At 70.8% G+C, this 17943-nt stretch carries 17 protein-coding genes; 5 read left to right on the plus strand and 12 right to left on the minus strand.

Annotated features, from left to right (window positions below; all coding sequences use genetic code 11):
* Positions 1 to 74 precede the first annotated feature (74 nt).
* A complete protein-coding gene (locus RZO50_RS06520; RefSeq protein WP_322598903.1) occupies positions 75 to 788 on the plus strand; it encodes an endonuclease/exonuclease/phosphatase family protein in 714 nt (237 codons plus the stop codon).
* A gap of 6 nt (positions 789 to 794) precedes the next feature.
* Here the strand turns inward: RZO50_RS06520 and RZO50_RS06525 are convergent, their stop codons facing one another.
* From RZO50_RS06525 to RZO50_RS06550, 6 genes are all read right to left on the minus strand, one after another.
* Complete coding sequence (locus RZO50_RS06525; RefSeq protein WP_322598904.1) at positions 795 to 1340, minus strand: LPXTG cell wall anchor domain-containing protein; 546 nt, start codon at positions 1338 to 1340, stop codon at positions 795 to 797.
* Between the two features lie 68 nt (positions 1341 to 1408).
* Positions 1409 to 3205 carry a DUF4012 domain-containing protein gene (locus RZO50_RS06530; RefSeq protein WP_322598905.1) on the minus strand — a complete coding sequence of 599 codons (1797 nt, stop codon included), beginning with the start codon at positions 3203 to 3205 and terminating at the stop codon, positions 1409 to 1411.
* A 9-nt stretch (positions 3206 to 3214) separates the two neighbouring features.
* Positions 3215 to 4405, minus strand: a complete 1191-nt coding sequence (locus tag RZO50_RS06535) for a hypothetical protein (protein WP_322598906.1) — start codon at positions 4403 to 4405, stop codon at positions 3215 to 3217.
* Positions 4402 to 5982, minus strand: coding sequence for a sensor histidine kinase (locus RZO50_RS06540; RefSeq protein WP_322598907.1), 1581 nt, complete (start codon positions 5980 to 5982; stop codon positions 4402 to 4404). Before RZO50_RS06540 ends, RZO50_RS06535 begins: the two co-directional genes overlap by 4 nt.
* Before the next feature lie 68 nt (positions 5983 to 6050).
* On the minus strand, positions 6051 to 6818 hold the full coding sequence (locus tag RZO50_RS06545) for a response regulator transcription factor (RefSeq protein ID WP_322598908.1): 768 nt from the start codon (positions 6816 to 6818) through the stop codon (positions 6051 to 6053).
* Positions 6819 to 6970: 152 nt separating this feature from the next.
* Positions 6971 to 7831, minus strand: coding sequence for a hypothetical protein (locus tag RZO50_RS06550; RefSeq protein ID WP_322598909.1), 861 nt, complete (start codon positions 7829 to 7831; stop codon positions 6971 to 6973).
* Positions 7832 to 7910: 79 nt separating this feature from the next.
* Between RZO50_RS06550 and RZO50_RS06555 the strand changes: the two genes are divergently transcribed.
* Together RZO50_RS06555 and RZO50_RS06560 are read left to right on the plus strand one after the other, a co-directional pair.
* Positions 7911 to 8201, plus strand: a complete 291-nt coding sequence (locus RZO50_RS06555; protein WP_322598910.1) for a hypothetical protein — start codon at positions 7911 to 7913, stop codon at positions 8199 to 8201.
* A 420-nt stretch (positions 8202 to 8621) separates the two neighbouring features.
* Positions 8622 to 8972 (plus strand): DUF7882 family protein, encoded by a 351-nt coding sequence (locus RZO50_RS06560; protein ID WP_322598911.1) that lies wholly within the window; start codon positions 8622 to 8624, stop codon positions 8970 to 8972.
* Here the strand turns inward: RZO50_RS06560 and RZO50_RS06565 are convergent.
* A complete protein-coding gene (locus RZO50_RS06565) occupies positions 8969 to 9268 on the minus strand; it encodes a hypothetical protein (protein ID WP_322598912.1) in 300 nt (99 codons plus the stop codon). The two genes, RZO50_RS06560 and RZO50_RS06565, sit on opposite strands and share 4 nt — an antisense overlap.
* A 95-nt stretch (positions 9269 to 9363) precedes the next feature.
* Here RZO50_RS06565 and RZO50_RS06570 point away from each other — a divergent pair, with 95 nt between their 5' ends.
* The gene (locus RZO50_RS06570) at positions 9364 to 10212 is read left to right on the plus strand and encodes a universal stress protein (protein WP_322598913.1); all 849 of its coding nucleotides are present in this window, start codon (positions 9364 to 9366) and stop codon (positions 10210 to 10212) included.
* 44 nt (positions 10213 to 10256) lie between these two features.
* Here the strand turns inward: RZO50_RS06570 and RZO50_RS06575 are convergent, their stop codons facing one another.
* The gene (locus RZO50_RS06575) at positions 10257 to 11957 is read right to left on the minus strand and encodes an ATP-binding protein (RefSeq protein ID WP_322598914.1); all 1701 of its coding nucleotides are present in this window, start codon (positions 11955 to 11957) and stop codon (positions 10257 to 10259) included.
* Positions 11958 to 12083: 126 nt separating this feature from the next.
* On the opposite strand from RZO50_RS06575, the gene RZO50_RS06580 reads away from it, so the two are divergent.
* Entirely contained in the window at positions 12084 to 12449 is a 366-nt protein-coding gene (locus RZO50_RS06580; RefSeq protein WP_322598915.1) for a response regulator transcription factor, read from the plus strand.
* A 21-nt stretch (positions 12450 to 12470) separates the two neighbouring features.
* Here RZO50_RS06580 and RZO50_RS06585 read toward each other — a convergent pair whose 3' ends face one another.
* From RZO50_RS06585 to ald, 4 genes are all read right to left on the minus strand, one after another.
* Complete coding sequence (locus tag RZO50_RS06585) at positions 12471 to 13784, minus strand: chloride channel protein (protein ID WP_322598916.1); 1314 nt, start codon at positions 13782 to 13784, stop codon at positions 12471 to 12473.
* 89 nt (positions 13785 to 13873) lie between these two features.
* On the minus strand, positions 13874 to 15709 hold the full coding sequence (locus RZO50_RS06590) for an amidase family protein (RefSeq protein WP_322598917.1): 1836 nt from the start codon (positions 15707 to 15709) through the stop codon (positions 13874 to 13876).
* 59 nt (positions 15710 to 15768) lie between these two features.
* Positions 15769 to 16482, minus strand: a complete 714-nt coding sequence (locus RZO50_RS06595) for a cohesin domain-containing protein (RefSeq protein ID WP_322598918.1) — start codon at positions 16480 to 16482, stop codon at positions 15769 to 15771.
* Positions 16483 to 16843: 361 nt separating this feature from the next.
* A complete protein-coding gene (ald, locus tag RZO50_RS06600; RefSeq protein ID WP_322598919.1) occupies positions 16844 to 17914 on the minus strand; it encodes an alanine dehydrogenase in 1071 nt (356 codons plus the stop codon).
* Positions 17915 to 17943: the final 29 nt, after the last annotated feature.

Here is a 17943-nt window from a genome sequence, read left to right on the forward strand (position 1 = left end):
TCGGCCCTGTCTCGGCTATGGGATTGCCCTGCGAATGCCCGCCGGGGGTCCGGCGGGAATATGCTGGCCGCACCATGAAGGTGATCTCGTACAACCTGCGCAAACACCGTGCGGCCGGAGAGCTGGCCCATCTCGTCGAGCATCACGGCGCCGATGTGCTGTGCCTTCAGGAATACGACACTCGCGACATCCCGCCGGTGATCGGGGGCCTGCGGCTGGCGGACGCCACGCAGCGCAACCGTCTCGGGCTCGCGGTCTACTACCGGGAGAACGCCTATCGCGCGGTCGATGTGCGGTCGCTGTCGCTGAAGAAGTCGCTGCACGACCGGGTGCTCAAGCCTGCGGAAGAGCGTCTGCTGGGAGTGCGGCTGCACGACATCGACGACGGCCACGAGTTCATCGTCGCCTCTTTCCACGCGGCGCCGCTGACGGCGCTCAATTCGCTGCGGCGCCACCAGATCCGCACCGCGCTGAACGAACTGAGCGCGCTGGGCGAGGGCCTGCCGGCGCTGATGGTCGGGGACTACAACTACCCGGTCTTCAAAGAGAACCTCGGGCAGAAGGTGCGTGAACAGGGCTACGAGCTGAGCCTCAGCGACGCCCGCACGTATACGCGATACCGCTTCTTCCGCGGCCACTACGACTTCGCGACGTCGGTCGGCTTCCGGGTCGACAAGGTTCGCACGCTGCCGCAGGGGCGGTCGGATCACCTGCCGATCCTGGTGACGGCTCACCCCTCCGCGGTGTCGCGCCCGTCCGAGGCGTCCGTCGAGATCGCGGGAGCCTGAACGGCGTCAGGAGTTGCGGTCGCGCGAGCGGCGGACCCCGGCCACGACCGCGAGGACGGCCCCGGCGGCGAGGAGCGCTCCGCCGCCGATCCACACGATCGCCAGCGACGCCTGGTCGAGACCCGTGGTCGGAAGGCCGTCGGCCGTGGTGATGCTCGCAGCTGCGGTGCCGCCTGCCGAGGTCGGGGATACGGCGGCGATGTTGTAGGTGCCGGTCGCGTTCGCGGGCAAGGTGATCGCGACGCCCGCCAGGGCGCCATCGGCGGTCGAGGTGAAGGTCGCGCTTGCGGTACTGATGGCCATGCGCACCATGCCGAAGGTGGCGTCGGCGCCGTTCTCCCCGGTGACGGTGACGGTGACGGGTTCGTCGGCCGAGAACGTTCCGTTCGAGCAGCCGAAGGTGACGGTGCTGCCGGCGGTCATCGTCGCCGGGCTCGTCGTGCACGACCCGGCCGGAGGGTAGATCGTCGAGGCCTGCGCGGCGGCGGGGGCGGCGACGAGACCGGCGGTCAGGGCGGCGGTGAGGAGAAGGCGGGTGAACCGGCGGGTCATGGAGAGTCCCTCGTGGAGGCGGGCGATTCGCATCGTGGTGGGGGCGTGTCCTCCCCTTGGCGGGAAGTCTAGGCGCGCGGGCACGTCGCGACAACTTCGGTGGCCTGGCCGATCCTCGGTGTCGAGACCGCCTCGACGGTTCGCGCGCCGGCGTGGACAGAGCGTGCGGTGACGAAGACGCTGGCTTGCTCACCCGACTCGAGGTCCAGCTCGAAGGTGAGGACCCGGCGGCCGTCATGGGTTCCGCCGCCGAATCCGAGGTCTCCGTCGATCTCCGCGTCCGTCAGCTCCCACCCCTCCGGCAGATAGATGTACCCCACGGTGCGGGCGGTTCCAGCAGGCACTCCGAACCCGCCGCCGCCGGTGATGTAGTCGGGGAGGTCGGATGCGTCGGGTGCGGTGTTGGCGAGGGTGACACTGAGAGTGGCCTCGCCCTGCGCGGCGCCGGTGTCGTCGACCATGCAGGCGTCCCACCCGACGACGGTGTCGGCGGTGACGTAGTAGTCCATCTTCGACCCGGTGCCGTCGTTGAGGAAGACCCCGAAGCGCGCGGCCTCGTCGTCGGTGCGGGGAAGGCCGCCCGCCAGGGTGGTGTCGGCCAGCAACTCCTGATCGTGCTCGTGCGCACTCCACAACAGGAGGCGGTGCTCGTCTCCGGCGCGCGTGAGAGCCGACAGCAGCGCGGCGGGGTCGCCCCGCCCGTCCGCGACGGCGTCGAAGACGGCGGCCGCGGCAGCGGCGAAGAACGCGTCCTGCTCGGCGGGGACGTCGTAGCGGAAGTACACATCGTTCAAGAGCAGGTCGACCGCGTTCCCGGCGGTCAGTTCGTCGCCGGTGGGGAGGATCACCGGGCCCGTCGCCTCCAGCAGGTAGGACAGGGCGACCGGGTCGACCGCGATCACCCCGTCGACGGTCTCCCCGGTCTCGCGCTGCCACATCTCCTGGGCCAAGGCGCCGGAGACGGCGAAGTCGGGAACCTGGGTGACGTTCTGGATGTAGCGCCCCGGGCGGGTCCCGTAGATGCCGAGGATCTCCTCATCGAGCGGGAGGACGGCGTCGTCGTACCGCGGGAAGTCGCTCGACGAACCCTGCGCGGCCAGCGAGAGGGAGCCGTCGTCGGTGCGGATGGCGGCGACGGCGCCGGTGATCCCGCCGAGGGAGCGCCACTCGGCGTTGTTCTGGAACAGCAGCAGGTACGTGCGCGGTTCGTCGGCGCCCAGCATGGCCGGCAGGAGCGCTGTCGCGCGGGCCACGGCGCCGGCGCCGTCCCGGGTGTCGGCCAGCAGCGCGGACAGGTCCCGCACGGCCTCGCGGACGGGGGTGACCAGGGGGCTGCGGTCGATCGCGGAAACGGCCTCTGCCGCGTCGACGAGCTCTTCGGCGCTCGCCGCCGCGGCATCCTGGATCTCGGTGAACGGTGACAGGTCGAGGCGGCCGTCCTGCGGACGCAGCGAGTCGACGTCGAAGGTGCCGGCGACCTCCACCAGGGGGGTCAGTGCAGACCCGGCGACATCGTCGACGGCGACGGTCATCGTCGACACGGCGGCGAGCTGGGGGCCCACCCAGGGAAGGACCTCGGCGGCGCGCCAGATCGGATCGGTGGTGAGGGACCGTGCGGCGGCCGTGTCGTCGGCGATCGTGGCGACGGCGTCTGCGGCCGAGGCCGGGTCGGTGAGCTGATCGCGGGTCAGCGCGGCCGCCGTCTGCGCGTCGTCCAGGTGGCCGTAGGCGAGGATCCCCCGGATGCCGATCCATGCCGCGGCGGCGACGACGCACACCAGCAGTGCACCGAGGACCGCGGCGAACACGACGCCGGCGACGCGAGCGGCGCGCGGCAGCACGGGCGCCGTGGGAGCGGGGGTCACGGTGTCACTCTACGGCGCGAAGGGTGTGGAGCCGCTGGATGCGGGTCCGCGCTCGATCTGAGGGGCGGTGCCGAACGGGCGTCGCGTGTTCCCGACCCGGTACCAGCCGTCACCGCCGGCTTCGCGCGCGTCGGCCTCGGCGGCGAGGGCGGCGGTGATGAGCTCGGCGAGGTCGAAGCCGACCTCGCGGGCGGGGGCCCAGCCGATGCTCGCCGACAGCTGGACGGCGAGGGGCTGCCCGGGGCGCATGGTGCTCAATCGCTGCAGGAACGCACGCATGTGTTCGCGCACCTCGTTCTCGGACCGGGGCACCAGCACCAGCAGAGATCCCGGGGTGCCGCCCGGGCCGATATCGGACTCGGCGGGGAAGGTCGCCCGCGCGTCGGCGATCATCCGCTCCATCGTCGAGGTGAACGCCCCATCTCCTGCGGCGGCCCGGATCTCCGTCACATCATCGAGGGTCACCGTCAACAGCGACCACGCGGAGTCGTCCCGATCCTCGGCGCGGGACAGGCGGTCCTGCATGACACGGCGGAGGTCGCCTTCCCGGCGTCCGATCCCGTCGTCGCGCATCTCCGAGAGGAACAGGAGGGAGACCACGGCGCAGACCATGTACACGACCATCGCGACGGAATTGACGGTGCGGACCAGCAGGAGATCGTTGCCGCCGGCCGGGTCCATCGCGATCGTGACGATGGCGACGAGGATCCCGAGCAGGGTGAACACGCCGGAGACGAGCGTGAGCGGCAGCAGCATGCCTCCGCCGTGGTCGTCGCGGCGGAAGAGCTCCCACGCGGTCAGCCCCGCGACCAGGGAGGCGCCGAGGTAGAGGAGAGCGAATCCGGTGCTGTACAGCGCGGTGCCGCTCAACACGACCAGCAGTCCGGCGGATACCAGTGACTGGAGCGGGGCGATCCACGCAAAGGTCGACGCGCCGCGGGCGGCGCGCAGACCGCTCCAGATGAAGGCGGGAGCGCCGAGCATGAATCCGATCGCCGCGACACGGGCGATCTCCTCGTCGGCGGCTTCGGCGCTGATCGAGGCGTAGGAGGTGATCATCACCAGCACGAACGCCATCGACCACAGCGCGGTGGCCGCAGAGGGGCGGCGCAGGAAGCCGAGTCCGATCATGAGCGTGGTCGCGAGGGTGGCGACCGCGGCCTGGCTGATGCCCAGGTTCAGCACGACGGTGGTGTTCACGAGGTGGCCTCCGGAAGCGTGATCGTGACGGTGGTGCCTCGGCCGACGGTGCTCTCCACGCGGATCGAACCGCCATGGGATTCGGCGATGGCCTTGGCGATGCCCATTCCGAGTCCCGAACCGGGCAGACCGCTGCCGACGGCCTCCTCGGCGCGGAAATAGTCGTCGAACAGGTGCGGGATGTCTTCCGCGGCGATCCCGAGTCCGCTGTCGCTGATCGCGACCTCGATGTTGCCGTCCTGCGCTCGTGCCGACACTCGGATCGACCCCCCGTTGGGGGTGTATTTCACGGCGTTGCTGAGGATGTTGTCGATCAGCTGCCGCAGCCGGAACGCGTCTCCGGTGAGGCGGAAGGTGCCGGCGATGTCGAGCGTCAGTGATTGGTCTCGCGTGCGCGCCGCAGCCGAGAACGAGGTGACGGACTCGCGAAGGAGGGTGACCAGGGAGACCGGCTCGTGCGGCACCGATGTGTCGCGGTCGGTGCTCAGGATGCTCGAGATGAGTGCCAGCATGCGTTCGGCGGCGCGATCGATGGTGTCGAGCCGGTCGGTCTGCTCCGCAGTGAGGTTGCTGTCGTCCCGCATGAGGTCGACATTGCCCAGCATGACCGTGATGGGCGTGCGCAGCTCGTGCGAGACGACCGCGGCGAGGTTCTCGCGACCTCGGCGCTCCTGGGTGAGCTCGGTGACGTCCTGCACCATCAGCAGGGTACTGGGACTCTCGTCGCCGACCGGGGGAAGGGGTCTGGTCGAGACCGACACCGCCCGCCACTGCCCGTGCGCGTCGAAGACCCACCCCCGCTCGCCGTCGAGATGCTCGCCCCGGGCAGCGCGGCTGACCGGGCGCTCGTGTGTGCTGAGGGCCCGCCCGCGCTGACTCTCGTAGTCGATCGTGCGGGGCGGTTGGGTGGGGTCGTCGAGATCGATGCCGTAGAGCTCGAGGTAGGCGGCGTTCGGCGAGACGAGGTCGCCGGAGGGAGTGACCCGGGCGATGGCGATGTTGACGCCGTCAAACATCTGCGTGGCCCGGGCCTGCTGCGCCGAGACCCGTCCGAGGGTCCGCTGCGTGCGCCCGGCCTGGCTGCGCAGGAGGGCCTTCATCGCCGTCGCGCGGCGGGCCATCTGGCGGAAGAGCACGCCGAGGAAGGCCAGGCACAGGAGGACGATCGCGAACCGAAGGGTGATGGTCGAGGACATCCCCGCCTCGACCGCGTCGAGGAGGATGACCGTCGAGATCAGTGCGAAGGCCGCGCCGAGCCACCGGACCGAGAAATGCGTGGCGATCCACGCGATGGGGAAGCACCACAGGAATTCCAGGCGCAGCCCGCTGTCCTGTGCCATGACGCCCACGGCGAAGGTGTCGACCAGCGGAACGACGATCACGGTGTCGCGGGGGATCTGGTCCCACGGCACGAACAACACCACCGCGCTGATCACGATGATCAGAGCCGACCCGACGAGCAGCGACGTGTGCGAGAGGTTTTCGGTGTCCAGGACGGTGATCACGAGCATGATCACGACGACCGCCGCGGCCAGGACGAGCTGCCAGAGCCAGATCGACCGCGTACGCGTGCTCACGGCGCGCTTGGTCCCCGTGGGGGCCGTGCGCGGAGCAGCGTTCGTGTCGGCGGGCCCCCGCATGAGGACTACCCGGCAGCCGCCGCGGTCTCGCCGTCGGCGTCCGTGAGGCGGTAGCCGACACCTCGGACGGTCTCGATGTAGCGCGGCGCCGCCGAGCTGTCTCCGAGCTTGCGGCGCAGGTTCGTGATGTGCGCTTCGACCGCCCGCTCGTCGGCGTCGCTGACGTAGGTGTCGTCCGACGCGTCGCCGCGCAGCATGCGGGCGAGCTCCGCCTTGCTGCGCACGCGACGTCGGGTCCGCAGCAGCGCCGTCAACAGGTCGAACTCGCTGCGGGTGAGCCCGGGGTCGTCGTCGGCGAGCGTCACCATGCGGCTGTCGGCGTCGAGGGTGATGTCACGGTGCGCGAGGACGTCGGCCGCGTCCGCACGGGAGCCTGCCGGCGCAGCCTTCTCCTGGCGCTCGAGGCGCCGGGCGAGTGAGTCGATCCGCGCGCGCAGTTCGCGGGGGCGGAAGGGTTTCGTGATGTAGTCGTCGGCCCCCGCGCTCAGCCCGAGCACGGCGTCGACTTCGTCGGATCGGCCGGAGATGATGAACATGTACGCGTCGCTGGCGGCACGGATGCGCCGCGCCGCCTCGAAACCGTCGATGCCCGGGATGGAGATGTCGATCGTGATGGCATCCGGGTCGCGCTCGACGACCTCGTGCACACCCTGTTCGCCGTCGGCGACCGCGACGGTGTCGAAACCGGCGCCCTCGAACACCTCGACGATGACGGCTCGCATATCCGGGTCGTCCTCGATGATCACCGCTGTGCGACGGTCGGCTTTCGTCATGTCTCGCCTCCCCCGCTGGATGTCACGATCGTAAGCACGCCGCGTCCCCGATCTGCGGCGTGGGTGAATTGTCTCACATTCCTTGCGCTCGCCTTGCGCTTGCCTGGTCGGGCTGTGCACGTGTCTCAGAGATACATCGATGCATCGTTCGATCAGGCTCTGAGAGCGGGGTCGTGATCCGTCCAGTGCTGCACGGTCTGCAGGATCCAGAACGCCATGAACAGAGCGAGCGCGGCGACTTCGCACAGGAGGACCAGAGGCACATCGATGTCGACGCCGGTCAGCGCGACCACGGCATAGACGATCCCGACCGAGAGCAGCAGGGCGGCGATGGCGATGTAGGCGCGTCGCAGCCAGGGGGCGGCGGGGTCGGCCGGGGTGAGCGCGGCCAGAACGGCGACGCCGGCGATGAGGGAGAAGAACACCACGGTCGCGACGGGGTGCGCCCAGCGGGTGAACCACGCGGGGGCGAGCCACCAGGAGGCCGCGACCGCAAGGAGCGTCGCTGCGGCGACCGCGAGACTCGCGCCCGCGGCGACCGCGTCGGTCTGATCGGTCACCGCCAACGCGACGGCGACCGCGAGCACCGCCGCCCCCACGATGAGGTAGGTCGCGACCGACGTCGTGAGGTCGACGGCGCTCGCACCGGACCCGTCGACCTCGATCGCGTCCGATGCGGTCGGGACGAGGGCGATGAGCGGGGCGAAGAGGGCGGCGGCGTCGAGCAGGGCGCGGGACAGGCCGTGGCCGGACAGGGCGAACAGTGCGAGCGACGCGGCGATGAGCGACCCGACGAACGCATCCCTGGCGGGGGAGAAGTAGTACGCGCTCACCGACGGCAGGATGCCGACGGACAGGGAGGCGACGCCGATCGCGGTGAAGATCGCCAGCACCGTCGCGGCAGCGCCGATGCGAAGGTAGCGGTACGTGCGCTGCGACGAGGACGAGGTGGGGGTGGAACCGACGGCGGCGGATCGCACCCGGGCGACGAGACCCGCGCCGCTCGTGTGCATGGCCCGCACGCTAGCACGCGAGCCGGCGCTGTCGGGGGCCGCGGCTAGCGTCGTGGCACGGCCGGAGGAGGGTCGGCCGGTGGGAAGTACGAAGGTCAGCGACGAGATGATGCAGCTCGTCCTCGCGAATGTCGCACCGTGCACGCTGCCGGCCGATGCCTACGGTGCTGACCCGATGCGATGGGCGGCGACTCGCGTGCCCGTGTGGGCGTGGGTGACGTGGCCGCATCGTGCGGCCGAGCGCGTGGCGGGGTGGGCGACGGGGTGGAACGACCGGGTCGTCGCGGTGGCATGGGAGACCGATCGAGGCGAGCGCAACACCGTGGTCTGGCGCAGCGCGGTGACCCGCCGCGACCCCGCCATGGGGTGAGACTTCTCTCATGATGAGGCACGCGAACCGCGCGATTCCGCGGATCGGGCGGCTGTGTCCCCCGAACGGCGGACAGACGGTTTCGGATCTGCACGCGTATCGTCGCAGACACGCATCTCCCCGCTGATGCGGACCGGCGGATTTCGGGTATCCGACCGCTCCATTCGAAAGCGGAAGAGTGGCCCCGGCGACCCCAGTGCCGGGGCCACTGTCCTGCCCGGACTCGGCCTGCCGGACTCCGTCCTGCGCGGTGTCCGGATCGGCACACGCCACGCTGTCTCCGTGCGTGAGACCCTTCTCATCGACGGAAGGGGTGCCCCGCCTTGAAGTGTCGGCGGTGCGGGGTAATGTGCAGTTATCGGCGTCAGTCCTCGCGTTGCCGGTCTCTGCAACCTCCGCGGGGCGAAGGGATGTCATCCCATGGGCCACCTGTACTACGGCAATCTGCCGGATCCGATCGAATTCCCCGATCGTCTGCTCGCGCACCTCAAAGTCGTCATCGCCACCAAGCTCCGTCGCCACGAGAGCTTCACCCTCTCGTGGCGCAACGCCGCCGGTGACGAGGGCGGGCGTTCGACGCTGTGGATCGAGCCGTCGATTCCGTTGCGTTTCGTCTTCGGCTCGAAAGAACCCGAACCGCTGCACGCGCCCACGCTGAGTGAGTTGGCCAATCGCGCCAGCTCGACGGCGGGCCTCACGGTCGACCTCGACGCGGTGATCCCCTTCGACGTCGACACGGCGACCGCGTCACCGCCGGCGGTGATCGCCTAACGCGCCAGGGCGTCCCACGTGACGTCCACGGTGCCGGGATGCGTGCGGGAGATGCGTGCGGGGAGCACGATGCCCGCGCGCGGCCAGTGCCTCCGGTCGACCACCACGGCCGTCTCCACCACCGCCGGCTCCAGGCCCTCGGCTTCGGCGCGCAGCGTGATGCGGCACTCCTGATAGCGGCTCCGCCCCTCGGGCGCAGACGCCGTGAGCACCGTCGCCGTCCCGCGCGCGGCGCCCGCCAGGGGATCGCCGATCAGTCGTTCGAGCTGCTCGGCGGCGTTCTCCAGCCCATCCATGTCGACAAGTCTCCCACGCACCGGGTGTGCGGGATGGGAGGCCCTCGGTAGCATCGGCGTGATGCTGCGCGTCGGCGCGGCGCGGAGGGGGACTCATGCCCGAACGCATCGTCGTGGCCGTGACCGAGTCGGCGTCGACCGAGTACGCGGTTGCGTGGGCGGCGGCGCGCGCGGTGGACCGAGACGCGCACGTGACGTTGGTGGCTGCGTCGCCGGAGGACCGCGACGATGAGGCGGTGCCCACCGCGCGGATCCTGCTCGACGCGGAGGGCGCCCGGGTGGCGGAGATCGTCGCGCGAACGGGGGTCGACATCGCGGTCGAGACGCGAATCGTGCGCGGCGACCTCGCGCACCGGCTCGTCGAGGCCTCCGACACGGTCGAACTCATCGTCATCGGGCACGATCACGCAGACCATCATGGTGCTCTGGTGCGCCACATCGTCTCCGGGGCGCATGCCGCCGTCGCGGTCATCCCCGCTGCCGGGTCGGTCGGTCGTCAGGGGGTGGTCGTGGGAATCGACGATTCCGATGTGACGCCCGCGGCCGTCGCCTTCGCCGCTGACGAAGCGGCGCGGCAGGGGCAGCCGTTGATCGCCGCGAGCGCGTGGCTGCCGGCACCGATGCCGGGCGACCTCACCGGGAGCGGGGACTATCTGATCGGGTCAGTCGATCCGGCGGGCCTGTACCCCGTCGACCTCGCGCCGGTCGCGACCGAGCGTATCGAGCGCGCTCTCGAACCGGTGCGCGCAGCCCATCCGACCTTGGACGTGCACGTGCGGGTCGAGGAGGCCGACGCCGCGCAGCTGTTGACCGACCTCGCCCGTGAGGCGACCCTGCTCGTCGTCGGAACGCACGGCCGGGGTGCGCTCGCACGGTTCTTCCTCGGGTCGGTCTCGACGGCGGTGCTCGCGGACCCGACCTCGCCGACGATCGCGGTGCGCTGAGCCGTCCGGGTCGCGGCGTGCCTCGGTCGCCCGGCGCACGTGACCTACGGGACGACCGGTGGCGGCGCCGCGCGGAAGACCAGCCTCGAGCGCAGCCCGCCGTGACGCGGCGAGTCGATGGTCACACTGCCGCCGTTGCGCTCGGCCAGTTCTCGGACGATCGCCAGCCCGAGGCCGGTGCCGGGGGTGTTCTGCGTCTCGGCGTCCGGTGCGCGGTAGAACCGGTCGAATGCGCGCGCCAGGGTCGCCGGTGACATCCCCGGGCCGGTGTCGGTGACGGTGAACACCACGAACCCGCCGTCGCGTTCCGCTTCGACCAGCACGGTTCCGCCCTGCGGGGTGAACTTGACGGCGTTCGACACCAGATTCCCGAGCGCCCGCACGGCATCGCTGCGGTCGGCCACGAACACCGCATCGGAAGCGATGCGGTGGCCGAGGTCGACCTGCCGGGTCATCGCCAGGGGGTCGTGGGTGCTCACGACGTCGGAGGCCAGGTCCGCGGCGGCCAGCTCGACGGGGGTCAGTGCCGCCGGTTCGGCGTCGCCGTGACCGAGGGAGAGGAGGTCTTCGACCAGGTCGCCGAGGCGCGCGGCATTGCGGTGGATCACCTCGACCCAGTCGCGTTCGGGAGGGGGAAACTCCGACTCCTGCAGAAGCTCGCTGTACCCGAGGATGCTCGTGATCGGTGTGCGCAGTTCGTGACTGGTCGTGGCCACGAAGTCCTGCCGCTGCCGTTCGAGTTCGAGTCGCTCGCTCAGGGCAGCGGCCCGCTCGCGTTCGGCGGCGGCCTGCACGCGTGTCAGCTCGAGGGCCGCCGTCGCGTTCGCCAATGTCTCGTAGCGCGCGGAGGTGAGCAGCACGCTGAAGACGGCGAGGGAGGTCATGAAGATCACCGTCACCGCGGCGGTCTCCAGGGGGGTGGAGCTCCGGTCGGCGAAGGCACCCTGGCCGAGGACGGTGAGGACGAGTACCGCGACGGCGGTGGCGAGCGCCTGGGGGTAGACGATGCGGATCGGGAACCGCAGCACCGCCCAGGTGAACAGGCCGAAGATCAGGAAGGCGCCGGGCAGGTTCGTCAACGGCGAGAAGGTGATGACGATCATCCCGACCAGGAGGAGCGTCTGCGCGGTCACCTCGATGGCGTGGATCCGGGTCGCCAGCGGCGGGGGGAGCAGCGCGAACGGGGCGATGAGGAGGACCGCGGCGCAGTGTGATGCGGCGACGAAGAGCCCCGTGAGCGGTGTGAAACCCGTGGAGAAGACCGCACCGGCAGCACCGATCACGACGGCGCTGGCGACGCACCCGAGGGCGGCGGCGAGCACGAAGTAGAGGGCGTTGTTGGCGGTGTCGAGCACGAAACCGCGTCCGGCCCGCGTGATGAGGTGCGCGCGGCGGGCGAACAGGCGGGTGCGGCGCGCCAACAGTGTGACGATGACCGCCGCTTCGAGTGCGTTGGCCAGCCCATACGCCGCACACAGCAGGAGGTCGCGCCCCGGCAGGGCGTTGGCCGTCGTGGTGACGATGAAGATCGCGAGCACGGCGATCCACCGGTGGCGGGGTGCCGCCCGCAACGCGAACCATGCCGCGAACCCGGCCGCGGGCCACCAGACCGCCAATTCGATCCCGGGGACCGAGAACGACACACCGATCAGCGCCAGCGCAAGGATGCCGACCGGCCCCAGGATCCACAGCCAGATGGGCGTGCGATCCGGTCGCGAGCGCGGGGGGCGCTCGTCGGGGGTCACGCGTCCGAGACTAGCGGCGAGTATGGGGCACGCGTGGTATTGATGCAAGGGCGCATCGGGTACTGCGCGAATCGCGGAGGGCTGACTACATTGGGATGACACCGATCTGGGAGCTGGAGGTGCCACGTGGCCCAGGTGCTGATCGTCGAGGACGATGAGGATGTCGCGTCGCTCGTCCGCGATGTGCTCGCCCGCGACGGTTACGACATCCGGGTCGGCCGCGACGGGGGAGAGGGTCTGCAGCTCGCCCGCGCCGAGCACCCGGACCTGGTGCTGCTGGACTGGATGATGCCGGTGAAGACCGGTATCGAAGTCTGCGAAGAGTTGCGCTCGGACGAGGATTTCGCGTCGACGCGCATCGTCATGCTCACGGCGCGTCGCGCCGACGAGGATCGCGAGCGGGCGATGGCCGCGGGCGCCGACGACTACCTCGTCAAGCCGTTTCTGCCGCGCGCGTTGCGCACACGGGTCGCGGAGCTGCTGGCCGGCTGATCGAGCACGGCTGCGGCGTCGTCAGGGCTTGCCGGTGAGCATGATCTCGCGCAGCCGGTCGTAGACCGGGCGACTGCGCAGCGCCGTCGCGGTCAGGACCGCAGCGGCTCCGGCGGCGATCATGGGAATGACGGCAGAGGTAACGGCCGTCATCTCGACGACCAAGACGATGCCCGTCAGCGGAGCGCGGACGACGGCGGCGAACAGGGTCGACATGCCGACCAGCACGAACATCAGCGCGAGGTCCGCTCCCCAGCCTGGCCAGAAGCCCTCCACCGTCTGGACGAAGGCCAGGCCCGCGAGGGCACCGAGAGCCAGCAGGGGTGCGAACAGGCCGCCCGGGGTGCCCGCCGCGTACGAGAGTGGCCCGGCGAAGAAGCGGATGACGAGATAGGTGAGGACGACGGGGAGGGCCACGCTCTGTCCGTGGAGCAGGAGCTGGGTGAGGGCGTCCCCGCCCGAGACCGTGAGCGGATCGTAGAGCAGAGCTGCCCCGACCACCGCACCGACGACGGCCGCGCGCACCGTCGGCGGGATGCGCCGCAGGCGATGAGCGAGCGTGAGGCACCCGACCACGACCGAGGAATACGCGGCGCCGAGCAGTCCGAGGGTGACGCCGAACGCGACGAACAGCGGCAGGGTGTGGAGGGGGGCTTCCGCGAGGTCGACGACGGCGAAGTCGGGGGAGTTGCCGATGATGATCCGGGCGCATGCCACCGCGACACCGACGGCCACGAGCGTTGCGAGCATGAGGCGCGTGCTCAGCCGGTGGGTCACCTCTTCGAACACGAACAGCGCGCCGCCGATCGGGGCGTTGAACGCCACGGCGAGCCCTGCCCCCGACAACGCCGTCTGCGCGATGCGCACGTCGGCGTCGTCCCGCCGCGCAGCCTCGGCGGCGGCGGCGCCGAGCGCCGCCCCCATGTGCACCGTCGGGCCTTCCCGACCGAGGACGAGACCACTCCCGATGGCCAGGGCGCCGCCGACGAAGCGGGCGGGGATGACGTCGAGCCGGGGCGGGGCGACCTCCCCGCGGACGACGGCCTCGACATCCTGGATGCCGCTGCCGGCCGACCGCGGCGACATGCGCACGATCGCCGCGGCGGTGGCCGCCGCGAGCGCGGTCAACAGCACCGCGGCGATCCACCCGGCCGGGGTCTCCAGCGCCCACGTGACGATGTGCCCGCGCAGCTCCGTGGCCCGATCGAGGACCCAGCGGAACGCGCCGCCGACGAAGCCCGTCGCCAGCCCCGCCGCGGCGACGGCCGCGAGGAGGACCATCAGTCCGGCGCGCGCCGGGTCGCCCTCGCGTCCGGGTCGCTCGGTCGGGTCCACGCACGCCAGGCTAGCGAACGGCGAGGGCGCGACCTGGCACGGCACGAGGCCCCCGACCGGTGGGTCGAGGGCCTCGTGGAAGGGGCGGCTCAGTCCAGTGCGGGGTAGAGCGCCGGGGTGGTGCGGTACTCGGTGGCCTGCTCGAACGAGTAGGCCAGGCCGAGGATCGTCTCCTCGTCGTAGTCGCGACCGAGGATCTCGATGTTGACGTTGGCGCCGGGGAGATCTTCGCCCTCGATGGACTGGCCCATCGGGAGCGTGACCGTCGGCATGCCCGTGTTGGGGCTCAGGCGGAGGTTCCGCCACTGGGTGCCGTACGGCGTGCCCGACGGGTACATGATCGCGTCGAGGTCGTACTCGTCGAGCAGGGCGTGCATGTCGATCTTGCCCTGCGCGAGGATCGTGGTGTGCGATCCCTCGGGGCCCGCCCATGCCTCGTACTGCTCCTCGGTGATCGCCGCGCGGGTGTTGTAGGTGCGCTCGCGAGAGGTCACGAACCGTCCGCTCTCGACGATCTCGGGGATCGTGCGGGCGGTGACCTCGGGGGCGAGGTACGCGTCGACGTACTCCTCGAGGTCGTGACGGAACTCATCCGTGGAGCCGCTCTGTTCATTGACGAGGTCGAGGAACCACTCCGGCTGCTCGAGCTCGACAACCGTGGCGCCTTCCGCCTCCATCGTCGCGACCGTCTGGTCGAACAGGCGCACGGTCGTCGGGTCGGCCGAGTATCGCTCCGGGTCGGCCGGGGTCGGATCGACCATCACCGGGATGTACCCGATGCGGGCGCCGTCCAGCGCCTCCGGGTCGAGGGACGCGGTGTACGACTCGGGCGTGAGGCCGGCCTGGTTCGCGGTGATCGGGTCACCGTCGTCGACGCCGATCGTGGCGTCGAGGGCCACGGCCGCATCGAGCACCGAGCGGGCCATGGGTCCACCGGTGTCCTGGCTCAGCGCGAGCGGCACGATGCCGTCACGGCTGGACAGTCCCACGGTCGGACGGATGCCGACGAGGGCGTTGTACGACGAGGGCACACGGATCGAGCCGCCGGTGTCGGTGCCGAACCCGATGCCCGCGAGGTTGGCCGCGATCGCCGCACCCGTACCGCCGGAGGAACCGCCCGCGGTCTCGTTCGTGAAGTACGGCGAGGCGATGTAGGTCGACTCGCCGGCGTCCTGATAGGCGGAGAACTCCGACCGGAATCCGTAGGCGAACTCGTCCAGGCTCGCCTTGGCGAGAATGATCGCGCCCGCGTCGCGCAGGCCTTCGACCATGGTCGCGTCGCTGTCGGTCTGGTTGTCGTCCCAGCAGCCGCAACCGGCGGTGGTGGGCATGTCGTACGTGTTGTAGTTGTCCTTCAGCGCGATCGGCACGCCCAGGAGCATGGAGGTCATGCCTTCGGCCGCACGTTCCGCGTCCGCGGCGGCAGCCGCGTCGAGGGCGACGTCACTGGTGTTGATGATCGAGTTCAGCGCGCGCTCGCCCTCGCCCTGAGCGACGGTGTCGTACGCGGCGATGCGGTCGAGGTAGGCCTGGGTGATCTCGACAGAGGTCGTGACGCCGGCGTTCATGGCCGCCTGCATCTCGATGACGTCGGCCTCGATCAGGTCGAACGGGCCGTCGTCGTAGACCATGCGCTGGGAGAGCCCGGCGATGTCGACGACGGTGATCTCGCCGTCCTCGTCGACGTCGATGACGCTCACATCGGCCCAGCCGGCGTCGGTCGAGGCCGTGCCGATCGCGGCGGCGGCGACGTCGAGGTCGGCCGTGGTCACCTGCGCGTCACCGGTGAGGTCGAGGTCGGTGTAATACGGCATGAGCAGCGGCGCGTCGACCTCGGTCGCCGCCGTGGCGGGGACGGAGATGGCCGTCGCCGCGGCGGTGCCGACGATCGCCGCGACGGCGATGGTGCGGGTGGTGGTCTTCACCGGGGTCTTCCTCCAGGAGTGGGATGCCGAGGGGGCGCCGTCGAGGCGGATGCGGGCGGTCATCGGTTCACCGCCCGACGACGCAGGACGAGCACGACACCGAACGCGGCCAGGGCGGCGGCGAAAGCGGCGACGATGGTCCACACGGACGCGTCGGAGCCGGTGTTCGCGAGGTCGCCGGTGGCGGAGTCGGTCTCCTCGTCGGCGGGGGTGCCGGTCTCGGTCGGGTCCGGCGTGGGCTCGGTCGTGGCTGTGGAGGTCGGTGTCGGGGTCGGGTCGACCGCGGCGGTCACCTCGGTGCTGGCCGTCACGGCCGCGGCGAGGTCGAGGGTCTCGTCGGTGGAGCTGACGAAGGTGGCCTCGCTGAGGGCGAACTCCACCGTGCCGGCGCCCTGCGCCGTGAAGGTGAAGGTGACGAGGGTGGTCTCGCCGGTGAGTCCCGGCGAGGTGCCCAGGCGCGTGTGGGTGAACTCCACCGAGCCGGTGTCTTCGCTGACCGCGTCGTACCCGTCGGTGGTGTGCGACGTCGCGGCGGAGTCGAACTCGACGACGGCGGGGTCGAAGTCGACGGTGAGGGTGTAGGCGTAGAGGTCGGTCGCGGCGGGGGCTTCGGCGACGACCTCGACGGTGTCGCCGGCGTCGACGGTGGCCGGGGCGTCCAGGGTGATCGCCCCGGTCTCGGGGGGAGCGGCGTTGGCAGCGGGTGCGAGCGCGATCGACCCGCCGAACAGGGCAAGGGCGGTGGCCGCCGCGGCGAGGGCGCGGGTGCGCATTCGCGGACGGATGGGGGTTGCATGCATGCGCGTGCAAGTCCTTTCGGGGGAAAGTTCGGACTCGCCGGCGCACGGGGATGCGCCGTCTCGCGTCGGCGCGTCCAGATCGGGGGTGTTCGCGACTTTTCCAGCACCGTGTTTCCCTCGTGTGACGCAAGGTCACCGTCACGTAAAGATGACCGGTCGTTCAGCTTTCCGCCGCGCGCATGTCCCACTTTCTGTCGGTCTGCGGTGCGATGACCGCAGAAATGGGGACACGGTGTGGGGAGAGACCCGTCGCATGTCCCACTTTCTGTCGGTCTGCGGTGCGATGACCGCAGAGATGGGGACACGGTGTGTGGAGGGGGCGGACTCGGTGGGGTCAGGGCGTGATGCGGGGGTCGACGACCTCGCCGTTCGCGGTCGAGAGGCCCGCGCGCAGTGCGGCATCCCGGTCGAGCGCGGCATCGGCCCCCTCGGCCAGCGCCAGCGTGAACGGGAGGGTGGCGTTGGTGAGGGCGAGGGTCGAGGTGAGCGGCACGGCGCCGGGCATATTGGCCACCGCGTAATACACCGATCCGTGGACCCGGTAGGTGGGGTCGCTGTAGGTGGTCGGCCGGGTCCCCTCGAAGCACCCGCCCTGGTCGACGGCGATGTCGACGAGGACCGACCCCGGACGCATCCCCTCGACCATGTCGAGGGTGACGAGCTTGGGGGCGGCGGCTCCGGGGATCAGGACCGATCCGATGACGAGATCGGCGCCGGCGACCGCCTCGGCGATCGCGGTGCGGGTCGAGACCCGGGTGTCCACCCGGCCGGCGAAGCGCTCGTCGAGCTGGCGCAGGCGGGGAAGCGACGTGTCGATCACGGTGACGTGGGCTCCCAGACCGACGGCCATCTCGGCGGCGTTCGTGCCGGCGACACCGCCGCCGATCACCACGACGCTCGCACGCGGGGTGCCCGGCACCCCGCCGGGGAGGATCCCGCGGCCGCCGCCCGGGGCCATCAGGTGGTGGGCACCGGCCTGCACCGACAGGCGTCCGGCGATCTCGCTCATGGGTGCCAGGAGGGGCAGTGATCGGTCCGGCAGCTGGACGGTCTCGTAGGCGATCGCGGTCGTTCCCGCATCCAGGAGCGCGCGTGTGAGGCGGGGAACGGCGGCGAGGTGGAGGTAGGCGAAGAGTGTGAGGTCCCCGCGAAGGTGCGGGAACTCCGACGCGACCGGCTCCTTGACCTTCACGATGAGGTCCGCCTCGCCCCACGTGGTCTCCGCGGAGGGGGCGATGCGCGCCCCGGCCGCGCGGTAGTCGTCGTCCTGGAAGCCGGACCCGACGCCGGCGCCGGCTTGAACGAGCACGGTGTGACCGCGGTCACGCAGCTCGCGCACGCCGACCGGGGTCATCCCGACCCGCAGCTCGCTGTCCTTGACCTCGGTGGGCACTCCGACGATCATCTGCGTCTCCTCTCCGCCGCCGCGTGCGA

The organism is Microbacterium xanthum, from assembly GCF_034531355.1.
GTDB lineage: Bacteria > Actinomycetota > Actinomycetes > Actinomycetales > Microbacteriaceae > Microbacterium > Microbacterium xanthum.

Bases quoted from the DNA above. Each gene is read 5' to 3' on its own strand.
- RZO50_RS06520 (WP_322598903.1), top strand. From the start codon at position 75: ATGAAGGTGATCTCGTACAACCTGCGCAAACACCGTGCGGCCGGAGAG.
- RZO50_RS06525 (WP_322598904.1), bottom strand. From the start codon at position 1,340: ATGACCCGCCGGTTCACCCGCCTTCTCCTCACCGCCGCCCTGACCGCC.
- RZO50_RS06545 (WP_322598908.1), bottom strand. From the start codon at position 6,818: ATGACGAAAGCCGACCGTCGCACAGCGGTGATCATCGAGGACGACCCG.
- RZO50_RS06550 (WP_322598909.1), bottom strand. From the start codon at position 7,831: ATGCACACGAGCGGCGCGGGTCTCGTCGCCCGGGTGCGATCCGCCGCC.
- RZO50_RS06560 (WP_322598911.1), top strand. From the start codon at position 8,622: ATGGGCCACCTGTACTACGGCAATCTGCCGGATCCGATCGAATTCCCC.
- RZO50_RS06565 (WP_322598912.1), bottom strand. From the start codon at position 9,268: ATGGATGGGCTGGAGAACGCCGCCGAGCAGCTCGAACGACTGATCGGC.
- RZO50_RS06570 (WP_322598913.1), top strand. From the start codon at position 9,364: ATGCCCGAACGCATCGTCGTGGCCGTGACCGAGTCGGCGTCGACCGAG.
- RZO50_RS06595 (WP_322598918.1), bottom strand. From the start codon at position 16,482: ATGCGCACCCGCGCCCTCGCCGCGGCGGCCACCGCCCTTGCCCTGTTC.
- ald (WP_322598919.1), bottom strand. From the start codon at position 17,914: ATGATCGTCGGAGTGCCCACCGAGGTCAAGGACAGCGAGCTGCGGGTC.